The organism is Qipengyuania intermedia (assembly GCF_019711615.1).
Taxonomy (GTDB): Bacteria; Pseudomonadota; Alphaproteobacteria; order Sphingomonadales; family Sphingomonadaceae; genus Qipengyuania; species Qipengyuania intermedia.
The window spans coordinates 260487-273394 of record NZ_JAIGNS010000002.1; the positions used below are offsets into that span (position 1 = coordinate 260487).

Here is a 12908-nt window from a genome sequence, read left to right on the forward strand (position 1 = left end):
CTTGTGATAGCGAGCGGCTTTGCGCTTGCATCGTGAATAGGTAATCAATGTGACGACGCATATCACTTTCGGCCAGCATTTCGGCCGGCGTCGCAGGAGCAATGAATGTCCGACGAATTCTACCGCATCAAACGTATGCCGCCCTATGTCATCGCAGAAGTCAATGCGATGCGCCACGCGGCACGTCAGGCGGGTCGCGACATCATTGATCTCGGCATGGGCAATCCCGACCAGCCGCCCCCGCAGCACGTCATCGACAAGCTGTGCGAAGTCGCGGCCAAGCCCGACGCCCATGGCTATTCGCAGTCCAAGGGCATTCCCGGCCTGCGCCGAGCCCAGGCGAATTACTACCAGCGCCGCTTCGGGGTGGAACTCGATCCCGAACGGGAAGTCGTCGTCACGATGGGTTCGAAAGAGGGGCTGTCCTCGATGGCGACGGCCATCAGCGCGCCGGGCGATGTGATCCTTGCGCCCAGTCCGGCCTATCCGATCCACACCTATGGCTTCATGATCGCCGGGGCCACGATCCGCAGCGTGCCGACGACGCCGGACGAGCACTACTGGCGCGCGCTCGACAATGCGATGGCCTATACGGTGCCGCGCCCGACCGTGCTCGTGTGCAACTATCCCAGCAATCCGACGGCCGAGACCGTCGACCTGGATTTCTACGAACGGCTGGTCGCCTGGGCGAAAAGGAACGAGGTCTGGGTACTGTCCGACCTCGCCTATTCGGAACTTTATTACGACGGCAAGCCGACCCGATCGATCCTGGAAGTGCCCGGGGCGAAGGATGTCGCGGTGGAATTCACCTCCATGTCGAAGACCTTCTCCATGGCGGGCTGGCGGATCGGCTTTTGCGTCGGCAACCAGAAGCTGATTGCAGCGCTGACCCGCGTGAAGAGCTATCTCGATTACGGGGCCTTCACGCCGGTCCAGGCGGCTGCCTGTGCCGCGCTCAACGGGCCGGAGGACGTGATCGCGGAAAACCGCGCGCGGTACCAGCACCGGCGCGATGTGATGGTCGAAAGCTTTACGCGCGCCGGTTGGGCGATCCCCACGCCGCCTGCCAGCATGTTCACCTGGGCCAAGCTGCCCCCGGGCTTCGAGCACATGGGCAGCCTCGAATTCTCCAAGCAATTGCTGGAAAAAGCCGAGGTCGCAGTCGCTGCCGGTGTAGGGTTCGGCGAAGAAGGCGAAGGCTATGTGCGCATCGCCATGGTCGAAAACGAACAACGAATTCGCCAGGCGGCCCGAAACGTGAAGAAATTCCTCAGCGAACACGCGGCCTGATCCCGAATAAGCCCCGCCCTCTTAGGTATTCGTCCCGATTGGGCGGGTCTTGAACCTTTCATATTGGGTAAGTCGACGGGAAGCCTTAGGAGACGGGCCGTGTCGCAACCGAATTTCACTTGGCTCTCCATGTCCGCCAGTCCGCCCGGGAGGTGGGATTTGCGCCTGCTCGACTGGCGCATGACACCTGCATTCCGCGCCGACGATACCCATCGCGGACAGCCCTTGCTGATCGACTGGCGCATCGGAGGGCGCTGTCCCGAATGGAGCGGAGTCGCCGACAGGAAGTGCGCCGTTATCGTCGGTGCCGACGATGCACGGACAAGGGCCGAACTGATCGAGCAGGGCTTCGCCGATGCGCTGTCGAGCCAGGTTGCCTTGGTCGAACTGGGCGCGCGGATGCTCAAGCTCGAAGGCTTGCGCGAAATGATCCCGCAATACCGGGTCATCGGCCCCGTCCGGCTCGACCTGTTCTACCGCGATGCCTATGTCGACGGCCGCTGGATCGGGCTGCACCCGCGTGAATTCGCGCTGATATGGCGGCTGGCGGCGCATCCGGGGCAGCGGGTCGACAAGGCAGCCCTGTTGAAGGACGTCTGGCGCCTGCGCCACGAACCGGAAACGAATTCGCTCGAAGTCCACGTATCGCGCCTCAGGGCCAAGCTGGCCGTCTCGGGTCTCGGCTGGCTGGTCCAGACCCATATCGATGGCGGGTATTTCATCTGCACCGAAGCGCGTTCGACCTTCCCCGCGTTCGCCCGCGAGCGCAGGTCCATGCTGGACAGCGCATCCGCCATGTCGCAAGGTCGCCGGCCCGATCAGCCAAACCTTGCGGAGTGTCATGTCCAGCGAACGCGTAACGATTGAACTCGCCGATAACGGCGTTGCCCAGGTCCGCCTGAACCGTCCGGACAAGATGAATGCGCTGGACCCGGCGATGTTCGAAGCGATCATCGCCGCGGGCGAGGAATTGCGCACGATGAAGGGCCTGCGCGCCGTCGTTCTGGCAGGCGAGGGGCGCAGCTTTTGCGCCGGTCTCGACGTGTCGAGCTTTACCGCTGCGCCCGACGGGGAGCGCAAGCCCCTGACCGAGCGTACGCATGGCAATGCGAACACCTTCCAGGAAGTCGCCATGACCTGGCGCAAGTGCCCGGTGCCGGTCATCGCGGCCGTGCACGGCGTATGCTTTGGCGGCGGCATGCAGATCGCGAGCGGCGCGGACATCCGCGTCGTCCACCCCGCCAGCCGCATGGCGATCATGGAAATGAAATGGGGCCTGGTGCCCGACATGGGCGGCTATCACCTGTGGCGCGGTCTCGTGCGCGACGACGTGCTGCGCGAACTGGTCTACACCAATCGCGAATTCACCGGCGAAGAGGCACAGGGATACGGCCTCGCCACCTTCGTCAGCGAAGACCCGCTCGGCAAGGCTAACGACATCGCCAATGAAATCGCCAATCGCAATCCCGAGGCGATCCGCGGCGCCAAGCGCCTGTCCGAAGCCATGCTGGAAAGATCGGGTGACGACATCCTGATGGAAGAAAGCGTCGAACAGGCCGCCATCATGCGCAAGCCCAACCAGGTCGCGGCGGTGATGGCGGGGATGCAGAAGCGCCCAGCGAAATTCACCGACGTGTGAGAGGCGGGCTGGCGCGCCCATGGCGGCTCGGCGTCCCGCGTCAGCCCTCTTCGCCGAATTTCCAGTCCTGCAGCTCTGCCAGGAATATGCGCAGGCTTTCCAGCTTCGCGTTCCCGAACTCGCTGGCGAACCGGGTCTCTAAAGCGAGGCTCGAGTCTACCAGCGCCTGCGACGCCGCGTGGCCCCGAGCGGTGAGAGCGACCAATCGCGCGCGCCCGTCTGCCGGATCCTCGCGCACCTCCGCCAGGCCCTTATCCTCGAGCTGGCGGACCAGATAGGTCATGCTCTGCTTGGTGATCCCGGCCCGCTCTGCAAGGTCGACGATCCGCGTGCCGCCGTCATCGATGTGACGGAAAACCGGCGAGTGCGAAGGCCTGACTTCCGGAAAACCCCGGTCCGCGAGACCGGCATAGGTCAGCCTCTGCCAGAGGCCGTACGACTGGCCGAGCAGGCGACCAATGCGGGGGTCCAAGGCATCACTCATGCGCCGCACCTGCCATTAGACAGACATTCTGTCTATTATCTCCGGCAACAAACCGGGGATAGGGCATGGCGACGATCGAACAGAACCTGGCGACGGTGGCAGCGCATATCGAAAACGAGGCGCGGGACCCGGCAGCGATCCTGTCGCTCTATACCGACGACATCGTCCAGGAATTCCCCACGCGCGGGCTACGCTTTGAAGGGAAATCCGCGATCGAGGCGAACTATCGCCGCATGTTCGAAGCGATCGAGGACGTCGAACTGATCCCCTTCGAACGGTTCGCCACCGAAGATCGCGTGGTCGACGACATGCTGGTCCACTGCACGCTGGCAGGCGAAGGGATGGACGGGGCGCCGGTCCCCATCGGCAGTCCCGTGGCCCTGCGGCTCGTCCACGTGTTCCACATGCGCGACGGCCTCATATCGCGGGAGATCGTCCACGAGAACTGGCAGGTGCGATCGGCCCAATAACCGCCGACGCTGCCAGTCGCATCAACGCAAATCGGAGACCAAGACCAGAGAAGAACGGGCGCGCAACCTGACCACAAACGGGAAGATCGAAATGACCAGAACACTCAAGCTATGCGGCCTGATGTCCGCCGCCCTTGCGACAAACGCCCTTGCCGAAGTGCCGCGCGACCAGCCCGAGCAGTCTCTCCAGCAACTGGCCCGGCAGCTCGAACCCTACAAGAGCGTCGAATACGCCATGGACCAGGGGTATATCAAAACCTCTGCCTGCGAAGTCCACCCGACGCTGGGCGCGATGGGCTTCCATTATGTCCGCCCGGACCTGCTCGGCCTGACCCCGCCGGTGGACGGACGCGTGAACGGCACAGGCACCTACACCGGCGTCAATCCTCCGCCCATCCTTCTCTACGCGCCCGATGGCCATGGCGGCGAAAAGCTGGTCGGCATCGAACTGCTGGTTTTTGCCGAGGCATGGCACGCGGAATCCAAGCAGCCGCCGAAGTTCCGCGGCCGCGAATACGACTACATGGCCGACGATCCGGCAACACCGCAGGACGAAGCCCATGGCTTCATGCCGCACTACGACCTGCATATCTGGCTGTACGAAAGCAATCCGAGCGGGCTGTACGCGCAGTGGAACCCGGACCTCGATTGCAACAACCTCGGCATCGTCCACTTCGACGATCACTGAGCCCGCAAGCGAAGCCCGTCCGTTTGCCGCGGTGGACGGACGGGCAGCTAACGACCCGATTGCGGACGTTACCTTCGCTTGTTCTTCGCATGATGCAGATACAGCCACGGCGCTGCGGCGATTGAGAGCATAATCGCAGAATAAAGGGGTGAATCAAAACTCAGGACTGCGCTCACGGCGTGCCAGCCCAGCATCAATATTGCGGAGCCCCAAATCAAGATCGCACCTAAAGCGAAACACAGGAACGCAACTCTCATTTCTGACATTTCTGAGGCGTTATCATTAACTGCCATTTTTGTCAGCTTTCCTCCCATCTGACGACAGTTTCGCCGAACTAACAGTGTGCCAGAGGTGGACCAGCCGCTAACGACCCGTTGGCGGACCTACGCTTACTGATTGACCGTAAGGTCGGTGCCGCATTTCCCACAGGTCTTCGCAGGCCATGGAACGTACCAAAGTGACCCTCGCTTGAAGAGGGAGCGCCCGCACCTGGGGCACGCCAGCAGCAAGCTCGAAATGCCAAAATAGAGGAGCCAAGCTACCATCAACGGTCCGACGATCCACTTAAAGTAGTCGAAGCCAATATTTAGGATCGATGCTGCAATCGGAATGCCCCAAACTATGGCGACGGCACAAAGGATGCTGGTGAGAAGCAGCCTCTTGCCTATAGGATGCGGACTTTCCGGAGCGGTCTTGGTCACGAGGCAACGCTACGTGAGGCGATGGCAGCTGTCGACCCATTCCCAGACGTTCCCGCGTGTTATAGATTGCTGCTCTAGGGGACATCAATCTTCTAACCGGGACCGCACCCAGCTCCTCCCGGAGCTATCCTCTTTCCTACTCGCGCGGAATTTGCCTTATCCTGGTGAATGACCAAGCATCAGCCCATCGCATCGCTCGTGCCGGCAGGCAAAGCCTTCGCCGCGCCCGGAACTTCCTCCCCTGTTATCGAGACCCAGCGCCACGACGGCTGGACGCCCGCCCGGCAGGCGGCGTTCCTGCGCGAACTGGCGGCGACGCATAATGTGACTGCTGCCGCGAAGGCGGTAGGGATGAGCCGCCAGTCCGCCTACAAACTGCGGGCGCGCCTGCGCGGACTGCCGTTCGACAAGGGGTGGGAAGCCGCTTTCGTCCAGCGTTTCGACGTGCTTGCCGAAGCCGCGCTCGACCGTGCGCTGAACGGCGTGGAAGTCCCGCATTACCACAAGGGCGAGCTGATCGGCACGTCGCGCCGTTTCGACGAACGCCTGACATTGGGACTGCTTGCCATGCGGTCCCACTTCGTGCGCCGACCGGAGTGGGTCGACCATCCCGCCTATGCCTATGAACCCGATGAAGTGCGTGAGCTCGCCGACCGGGTCGAGCACGGGCCCGAAAGCTGGCTCGAGGACGCCGATGCGGAACTCGAATTGCGGTATGAGGAGGATGGAGAGGCAGGCGCCGAATGAGGCGAGAGAAAACAAGGCGCGCAGGTGTCACCCTGTCTCGCGTTCTATTATCGCCATGTTTTCAGCGTCTTGGGAGGCGAAACCGAAGGCGACACCCTGTCGCCTTCGTCACCCGAAGATGGCGACGCTCTGCAATCCGTCCATCACCTGCTTGCCGTCGGCATTCCACAACCGCAGCCGTTCCGACGAATAGCCGTCGTCGGCGTGCTGGCTGGCGTTTTCGGACAGCCACCAGCCGTCGCGCGTCGTCGGCGCAGGCTCCAGCAAATTGAAGGACCAGTTAATCGAACTGATCGGGCCCTGGCGCTTCATCGCGCGCATGGCGCCCGGCGGCATGACATCGCCCAGCAGGATGAGCTCGCTCACCGGGTCGAGGCCCTCGCGGTCTTCCAGCCGCGCCCAGCGGCGCACCACCGGATCGCCGGGACCGCGGATGTCCTGGGCGCGGCGGATTTCGAAATTGTGCTGGATGAAGGCGGGACCCTTGCCGTTCATCGCGGTCTCCGCTTCCTCGGGCGGTCCGGGCCAGTCGGCGATGGGTGCGGCCGGGTGGGTCGCATTCGCCTCGCGCGAAGTGCCAAAGAGCCAGAAGGCGGTAAGGGTGCACTTGCCCTCGCACCAGATCTCGCTGCGAACCTGTGCGACATTACGACCCTGGCGCACGATCTCGCGGCGCAATTCCGCTTCGGGCGCGGTCGGGGCGACGAAGGCCACCTGTGCGGCGCGCAAGGGGGGCAGGTCGGGAAAGGCGCGGACGGCCGCGGTATATCCGATCAGCGCCGACGCCCCGCCGTAAAGCGTGCGGCCCTGCAACCAGTGGTCGAGGTTGTCGAAGCGGGTGTGACCGCCATCGGGAGTGATCGGATCGATCAGGCTGGCAATGCTCATGCCCGCTTCATTGCCGCTGGCCGCGCCTGCGTCCAGACTGACGTTACGGAAGGCCGTTCGCGCAAAGCCGATTGCAAAGGCTGCACAGACTCGCTAGTGGGCCGCTTCCCGTTCCGAGAGGGCGGGCGAGGCCCGATGGCGGAGTGGTTACGCAGAGGACTGCAAATCCTTGCACGCCGGTTCGATTCCGGCTCGGGCCTCCACTTCTCTTCGATGAGAATGTGCCGCTTTAGCTCAGTTGGTAGAGCACATCATTCGTAATGATGGGGTCACGTGTTCGAGTCACGTAAGCGGCACCACCATCTCTACAAAATGCCCGCTTACTGCGCGATTTCTTCCAGGCGCTCGCGATGCTGGATCACGGCCTCGCGGCGGGAGGGCAGGTCGATCAGGCCCTGTTTGCGGAACTTCGTGAACTGGCGGCTCACGGTTTCGATGGTCAGCCCAAGCACGTCCGCGATTTGCTGGCGGGAGAGGGGCAGTTCGAAGGAGTTCCCTGCCTCTTCGAAAGGCACGCAGCCCTTGGGCGCAAGGCGGTCCGCCATGTCGAGCAGGAATGTAGCGAGCTTTTGCTCTGCATTCATCCGTCCGAGCAGGAGCATCCAGCGCCGCGTCCTGTCGAGCTCCGAGAGCGTGCGTTCGAGCAATTTGTGTTCGAGCCGCGGATGTTCGCGGGCAAAGCGGTCGAAGTCGGACCGCTGGAAGGTGCACACGAGGGCCGGGGTAAGCGCCTCGACACCATAGGGGTTGGAGGTGCCGAACGGACGACCCATGAAATCGCTCGGATAGGCGAGGCCGAGGATCTGTTCCTTGCCGTCGCTCGTCTGCGTCGACAGTTTGAGGAGGCCTTCGATCACGTTGGCGACCACGATCGCCTCGTCGCCTTCCCAGAACAATTGCTCGCCCGCATCGAGGTGGCGCCGACGACCGATGGAATTGAGGAGGCGAATCTCGGCATCGTCCAGATCGGCACAAATGGCGCGATTGCGGACGGCGCAAGCCTGGCAGAAGTTCAGGGCTGCTTTGGATGGGATACTATCCATCGGCTCTCGATACCGCCCGCCGGGCGCCATGCCAAGAAGCGACCTTGATGGAGGCCGGATTCCGTCCGGGTCATCAGGAAGTGGCGGAGACGGAGGGATTCGAACCCTCGATACCCGTTACCAGGTATGGCTCCTTAGCAGGGAGCTGGTTTCAGCCACTCACCCACGTCTCCGCATCGCAAGCCTCGGCTGCGAGGGGCGCGCTATAGCTAGGGGTTGTAATGCCATCAAGGGTGAATCCGTCGTCATCTGCCTAACGCGCAAAAGACTCGTTTCGCCGCGAATTCGATTCGGTTCATCGCCCTGTCATTGCCCGCCTGCTCCAAAGCGATTCTCCTCATCGGCGCAGCCTTGTCGGCTCGATCGACGACGAGGCACAGGAAGGGATTTCGAAATGAACACCGCACGCACGCTCCTGGTGAGTTTTGCCGCCGGACTGGGGCTGATGACAGCCCCGCTTTCCGCGCAGGTCGAAACCGTCGATCCGGATGCGGCCTATGACGCAGCAATCGATGGCGATCTCGAAGAAGCTCCGGGAGAACCTTCGCCATACGAGGCACCGGGCGACGACGCGCCTCAGGATCCCGCGTACGGGATCGAGGACGAGGCCGATGCCGGGGCACCGCCAGTCTGGTCCGAGCAGCAGGCCGAAGAAGCCGCCTCTGCGGCGGTCGAGGGCGCCGACGTCGACAATCCGGCGACGACCTATCGCGAAGACGACCTGATCGGCGCGGCAGAGGGCGTGTTCGGCAAGGGTGCCGAAGGCGTCGCCAACATGATCCGCAAACTCCTTGCCGACCAGGGCGAACCGAACGGATACATCGTCGGGCGCGAAGCTGGCGGTGCCTTCGTGGTCGGCGCGCGTTACGGTTCCGGGACGCTGTTCCACAAGGTCGAGGGCGAGATGCCGGTGTACTGGACGGGCCCGTCCGTCGGTTTCGATGCCGGCGCCAATGCGGGCAGCACCTTCGTGCTGGTCTACAATCTCTACGATACCGAGGAACTTTACGAACGCTTCCCGGCCGCAGAAGGCCAGGCCTATGTGATCGGCGGCCTGCACGCGAGCTATGTGCGCAAGGGCGACGTGGTGCTGATCCCGATCCGCATGGGCGCAGGCCTGCGCCTCGGGGTCAACGCGGGCTATCTCCGCTTTTCGAAGAAGCAGCGCTGGCTCCCCTTCTGATCCGGCGCATTCCGGAAAAAATAGGCGATCTTGAAGGGCCGCAACCGTATTTCGGTTGCGGCCTTCAGCTTGTTGGGCGAAAGGGCTTTCCATGCTCGACAGACTAGACGCCCAGCCGCCTGACGCCCTCCTCGCACTCATCAAGATGTATGCAGCCGACGAGCGTGAGGACAAGATCGACCTCGGTGTCGGCGTGTATCGCACGAATGACGGCGCGACGCCGGTTTTCCGTTCGATCAAGCTGGCGGAACAGCGCCTGATCGACGAGCAGGACAGCAAGTCCTACCTCGGCCCGGAAGGCGATAGCGGATTCGTGAAAGCGCTCATGCCGTATATCTTCGGCGACGACGAAGCTCTCGCCAAGCGCATCGAGGGCATGCAGACGCCCGGCGGTACGGGGGCTGTCCGCCTTGCGGTCGCGCTGGCCGCCAAGGCCGGAGTAGGGCGGGTGCACCTTGGCGTGCCCAGCTGGCCTAACCACGCACAGATCCTCGACGATGTCGGTGTGGAGACCATTACCTTCCGGCACTCGACCGAAGACGGCACGGCCGATCTCGATGCGGTGCTGGCGACGATCGAGGCTGCCGGATCCGGAGACGCGGTGCTGCTGCATGGGTGCTGTCACAACCCGACCGGCATCGATTACACTCCCGAGCAGTGGACTGCGATTGCAGAGGCCTTCGTCGCCTCCGGAGCGCTGCCCATCCTCGACATCGCCTATCAGGGGCTGGGGCAGGGAATGGAAGAGGATGTCGCGGGCGTGCGCACAGTCCTCGATCGCGTACCAGAGGCCCTGATCGCTTACAGCTGCGACAAGAACTTCGGTCTCTATCGCGACCGCGTGGGCGCTTTCTACATGATGGCCAAGGAACCGGGGCAGCTCGCTGCCATCGCGTCCAACGCCAATGCGCTCGCCCGGGCGAACTGGTCGATGCCGCCGGATCACGGTGGCGCCGCTGTCAGGATCGCCCTGTGCGACGATCACATGACGAAGGTCTGGCAGGAGGAGCTCGACGAAATGCGGTCACGTATGCGCCGCGTTCGCGAACGGCTGGCCGATGCCGACAGCGTCGCGCCCGGCCTCGGCCTCGCATCGCTTGCCGACCAGAATGGCCTCTTCGCCATGCTCCCCTTGAGTAAGGAGCAGATCGTAAAGCTTCGCGAAGAGCACGCTATCTACATGGCGGGTTCGGGCCGGATCAATGTGGCCGGGCTTCATGCAGGCAATACCGAGAAGTTCATCGCGGCGCTTGCGGACGTAACCAAAGGCTGATCCGCGCATGGATCGCCAGCCGGACATCGAAACGCAGCGCTTGCTGCTCCGGCCCTTGCAGGAGGACGATCGCAGCGCCCTGTACGAAGTCGCGAGCGATCCGATGGTGTGGGAGCAGCATCCCATTCATGATCGCTGGAGGCGCGAGGTCTTCGACGGCTTCTTCGACGAATGCCTCGCAAGTGGCGGGGCGCTTGCCGTGGTCCGAAAGGATAGGGACCGCATCGTCGGTCACACGCGTCTCGATCAATACGACCCCGATGAAGGCGGCGTGGTCGAGATCGGCTGGACCTACCTCGAGCGCGCGTGCTGGGGCAAAGGCTTCAATACCGAAATGAAAGCGGCGCTGCTGCAGCACGCCTTTGCACATGTCGCGCTCGTCGAGTTCCGCGTCGGCGACACGAACTACCGGTCGCGCAATGCGCTGGAGGCGATCGGGGCCGAGCGCACGGATCGCTATGAACTGGGGCGCTACGATGGCAAGCGCATCGTCCATCTGGTCTATGAGATCACTCGCGAAAGCTTCGCCAACGGGCCGCTTGCTGGCGCAGATTAGGTCGGATTCGGCGCAATTGGGCCGATTCTTGCCGACCCGTTTACGGCATTCGTTCTGACGAAATTTAACGGTTCATCGCACCTTCCGCCCAGACCGCCTGCCAGTTCATGGGAGTCGCGGAGAATGTTCACCCGAGCGAAAGGTGGCTCTGAACAGGGGGCGAAATCCATAGCGTCGACATGCGGCATTCGGGTCGCGGGGCGCTTACAGCCAAACGCATGGATTTAGGATAGCCGGGTGCGCCATCAGGGGGCGAACGGACCTTACTGGCGTATTCGCGGGGTCGGCTGTCAGAGTTTGAAGGAGGATTGCAATGACTACCATTTCCAAGAAGCCGAAGACGCTTGTCTGGCTTGCCGCGCTTTCGCTGCCACTTTCGGCCAGCCTTTCGGCCCAGGAACTGCGCCCCGTCGGCGAAGCCCAGGCCGAAGTCGAGGAAGCCGAAGTTCTGACCGTGGTCGAGGGCAGCGTGCCGACCGATCTGGAAGGTCTGCCCGATGGCCCCGAAGTCGAGGGCTTCATTTCCGCCCGCAGCGGCAATCGCATGCAGGTGACCACGCTTGGCGGCCAGAACACCCTGATCGTGATCAGCGAAGCCACCGAGATCCGCGCCAAGGGCGGTTTTCTCGGCCTCGGCAGCAAGGAGCTTGCCGCTTCGTCGCTGCTTAACGGCCTGCCGGTTACCGTGAAGACGGTCCAGTGGGGCGGCCGCGGCCTGATCGCGACCGACGTTCGCCTGAAGGACGACGATCTCGAAACCGCTGCGATGATCCGCAACGGCACTTCGCAGCAGTTCGCCGAGCAGCGCGAAGACATCGATGCGAACGCGGCCCTTGCCGAGTCGCTGCGCGGTCGCATGGGTGATATCGACAAGTACAACATCAAGGGTTCGACGAACGTGTTCTTCGACACCGGCAAGTACAACCTGTCGGCAGAAGCCCGTCAGGACCTGTGCGCAGCAGCCGACCAGGCGAACGCGATGGAAAACGCTCTCCTGCTCGTCGTCGGTTACACCGATTCGACCGGCAGCTACGAGATCAACCAGGAACTGAGCGAACGGCGTGCCGGACGCGTGGTCAACTTCCTCCAGCAGGAATGCGGCTGGCAGCCCTGGCGTATGCTGACCCCGACCGGCATGGCTGCGTCGGATCCGCTGGCCGACAACAGCACAGCCGAAGGCAAGGCGCAGAACCGCCGCGTTTCGGTCAACATTCTCGTCAGCAAGAGCGTCGACGGACTGTAATCGAATTTTCGAATTCGACCGAATTTATCGAGCGGGGCGGTCCGATGGGCCGCCCCGTTTTGTGTGGGTGCAGACCGAGGTCAGCCCTTCAGGCTTTGCATCCGCATGAGATAGCGGGCGAGTACATCGATCTCGAGATTGACGCTGTCACCTTGGCGAAGAGTGCCCAGCGTCGTGACCTCGCCGGTATGCGGGATGATGTTGAGCGCGAAGTCACACGCGCCGTCCTCGCGGTCGCGCACGTCGTTCACCGTCAAGGATACGCCATCGACAGTGATCGAACCCTTCTCGGCCACGAAAGGTGCAAACTCTCGCGAGATGCGGATGGCCAGCATGGTCGATCCGCCAGCATCCTTGACCGCCACGACCTGTCCGACCGTATCGACATGACCGGTCACGAGATGGCCGCCCAGCTCGTCGCCCAGCCGCAGCGCAGGTTCCAAATTGAGAGAGCGGCCTTCCTGCCACATCGAAGGAACGGTGCGGCGGATGGTTTCGTCGGAGACGTCGAAACCGATCTTCGCCGCGCCCGCCTCACCGGCGAGCTCCACCACCGTCAGGCAGACGCCGGAGCAGGCGATCGAGGCGCCGATGTCGATCGATGCAGGATCGAAGGGGCAAGCGACTGTGACGCGCGTGTCCTGGCGCTTCTCAATCTTCTCGATAGTGCCAATCGCCGTGACGATGCCGGTAAACATTGCGG

Annotated in this window: 14 protein-coding genes and 3 tRNA genes; 12 read left to right on the forward strand and 5 right to left on the reverse strand. The window is 62.9% G+C overall.

What is annotated here, in order from left to right; all coding sequences use genetic code 11:
- Positions 1 to 105: 105 nt before the first annotated feature.
- The 3 genes from K3179_RS07610 to K3179_RS07620 all read left to right on the forward strand — a co-directional run bounded on the left by K3179_RS07610 (position 106) and on the right by K3179_RS07620 (position 2929).
- On the forward strand, positions 106 to 1290 hold the full coding sequence (locus K3179_RS07610) for an LL-diaminopimelate aminotransferase (RefSeq protein ID WP_221563677.1): 1185 nt from the start codon (positions 106 to 108) through the stop codon (positions 1288 to 1290).
- A gap of 99 nt (positions 1291 to 1389) precedes the next feature.
- A complete protein-coding gene (locus K3179_RS13580) occupies positions 1390 to 2157 on the forward strand; it encodes a winged helix-turn-helix domain-containing protein (RefSeq protein ID WP_221563679.1) in 768 nt (255 codons plus the stop codon).
- On the forward strand, positions 2132 to 2929 hold the full coding sequence (locus K3179_RS07620) for a crotonase/enoyl-CoA hydratase family protein (RefSeq protein ID WP_221563681.1): 798 nt from the start codon (positions 2132 to 2134) through the stop codon (positions 2927 to 2929). Before K3179_RS13580 ends, K3179_RS07620 begins: the two co-directional genes overlap by 26 nt.
- A gap of 40 nt (positions 2930 to 2969) precedes the next feature.
- Here K3179_RS07620 and K3179_RS07625 read toward each other — a convergent pair whose 3' ends face one another.
- On the reverse strand, positions 2970 to 3413 hold the full coding sequence (locus K3179_RS07625) for a MarR family winged helix-turn-helix transcriptional regulator (RefSeq protein ID WP_221563683.1): 444 nt from the start codon (positions 3411 to 3413) through the stop codon (positions 2970 to 2972).
- A gap of 65 nt (positions 3414 to 3478) precedes the next feature.
- Here K3179_RS07625 and K3179_RS07630 point away from each other — a divergent pair, with 65 nt between their 5' ends.
- The 3 genes from K3179_RS07630 (at position 3479) to K3179_RS07640 (ending at position 6019) form a co-directional block, all read left to right on the forward strand.
- Positions 3479 to 3883 carry a nuclear transport factor 2 family protein gene (locus tag K3179_RS07630; RefSeq protein ID WP_221563685.1) on the forward strand — a complete coding sequence of 135 codons (405 nt, stop codon included), beginning with the start codon at positions 3479 to 3481 and terminating at the stop codon, positions 3881 to 3883.
- Between the two features lie 91 nt (positions 3884 to 3974).
- A complete protein-coding gene (locus K3179_RS07635; RefSeq protein ID WP_221563687.1) occupies positions 3975 to 4571 on the forward strand; it encodes a hypothetical protein in 597 nt (198 codons plus the stop codon).
- A gap of 869 nt (positions 4572 to 5440) precedes the next feature.
- Positions 5441 to 6019: a hypothetical protein gene (locus K3179_RS07640; protein WP_221563689.1), complete on the forward strand. Its 579-nt coding sequence runs from the start codon at positions 5441 to 5443 to the stop codon at positions 6017 to 6019.
- A gap of 108 nt (positions 6020 to 6127) precedes the next feature.
- Here the strand turns inward: K3179_RS07640 and K3179_RS07645 are convergent, their stop codons facing one another.
- Positions 6128 to 6907, reverse strand: coding sequence for an acyl-CoA thioesterase (locus K3179_RS07645; protein WP_221563691.1), 780 nt, complete (start codon positions 6905 to 6907; stop codon positions 6128 to 6130).
- Between the two features lie 129 nt (positions 6908 to 7036).
- Here K3179_RS07645 and K3179_RS07650 point away from each other — a divergent pair.
- Together K3179_RS07650 and K3179_RS07655 are read left to right on the forward strand one after the other, a co-directional pair.
- A tRNA-Cys gene (locus K3179_RS07650) sits at positions 7037 to 7110 on the forward strand.
- Between the two features lie 20 nt (positions 7111 to 7130).
- Positions 7131 to 7206: transfer RNA gene (locus K3179_RS07655), tRNA-Thr, on the forward strand.
- 21 nt (positions 7207 to 7227) lie between these two features.
- Here the strand turns inward: K3179_RS07655 and K3179_RS07660 are convergent.
- Positions 7228 to 7950 (reverse strand): Crp/Fnr family transcriptional regulator, encoded by a 723-nt coding sequence (locus tag K3179_RS07660; protein ID WP_221563693.1) that lies wholly within the window; start codon positions 7948 to 7950, stop codon positions 7228 to 7230.
- Between the two features lie 81 nt (positions 7951 to 8031).
- Positions 8032 to 8123 (reverse strand) — tRNA-Ser (locus tag K3179_RS07665).
- A 221-nt stretch (positions 8124 to 8344) separates the two neighbouring features.
- On the opposite strand from K3179_RS07665, the gene K3179_RS07670 reads away from it, so the two are divergent.
- The 4 genes from K3179_RS07670 to K3179_RS07685 all read left to right on the forward strand — a co-directional run bounded on the left by K3179_RS07670 (position 8345) and on the right by K3179_RS07685 (position 12205).
- A complete protein-coding gene (locus tag K3179_RS07670) occupies positions 8345 to 9133 on the forward strand; it encodes a DUF1134 domain-containing protein (protein WP_221563695.1) in 789 nt (262 codons plus the stop codon).
- 91 nt (positions 9134 to 9224) lie between these two features.
- Entirely contained in the window at positions 9225 to 10406 is a 1182-nt protein-coding gene (locus K3179_RS07675) for an amino acid aminotransferase (protein WP_221563697.1), read from the forward strand.
- A 7-nt stretch (positions 10407 to 10413) separates the two neighbouring features.
- Complete coding sequence (locus K3179_RS07680) at positions 10414 to 10962, forward strand: GNAT family N-acetyltransferase (protein ID WP_221563698.1); 549 nt, start codon at positions 10414 to 10416, stop codon at positions 10960 to 10962.
- A gap of 313 nt (positions 10963 to 11275) precedes the next feature.
- Positions 11276 to 12205 (forward strand): OmpA family protein, encoded by a 930-nt coding sequence (locus K3179_RS07685; RefSeq protein WP_221563700.1) that lies wholly within the window; start codon positions 11276 to 11278, stop codon positions 12203 to 12205.
- An 80-nt stretch (positions 12206 to 12285) separates the two neighbouring features.
- Here the strand turns inward: K3179_RS07685 and K3179_RS07690 are convergent, their stop codons facing one another.
- Positions 12286 to 12903: a riboflavin synthase gene (locus K3179_RS07690; RefSeq protein WP_221563702.1), complete on the reverse strand. Its 618-nt coding sequence runs from the start codon at positions 12901 to 12903 to the stop codon at positions 12286 to 12288.
- Positions 12904 to 12908 lie beyond the last annotated feature (5 nt).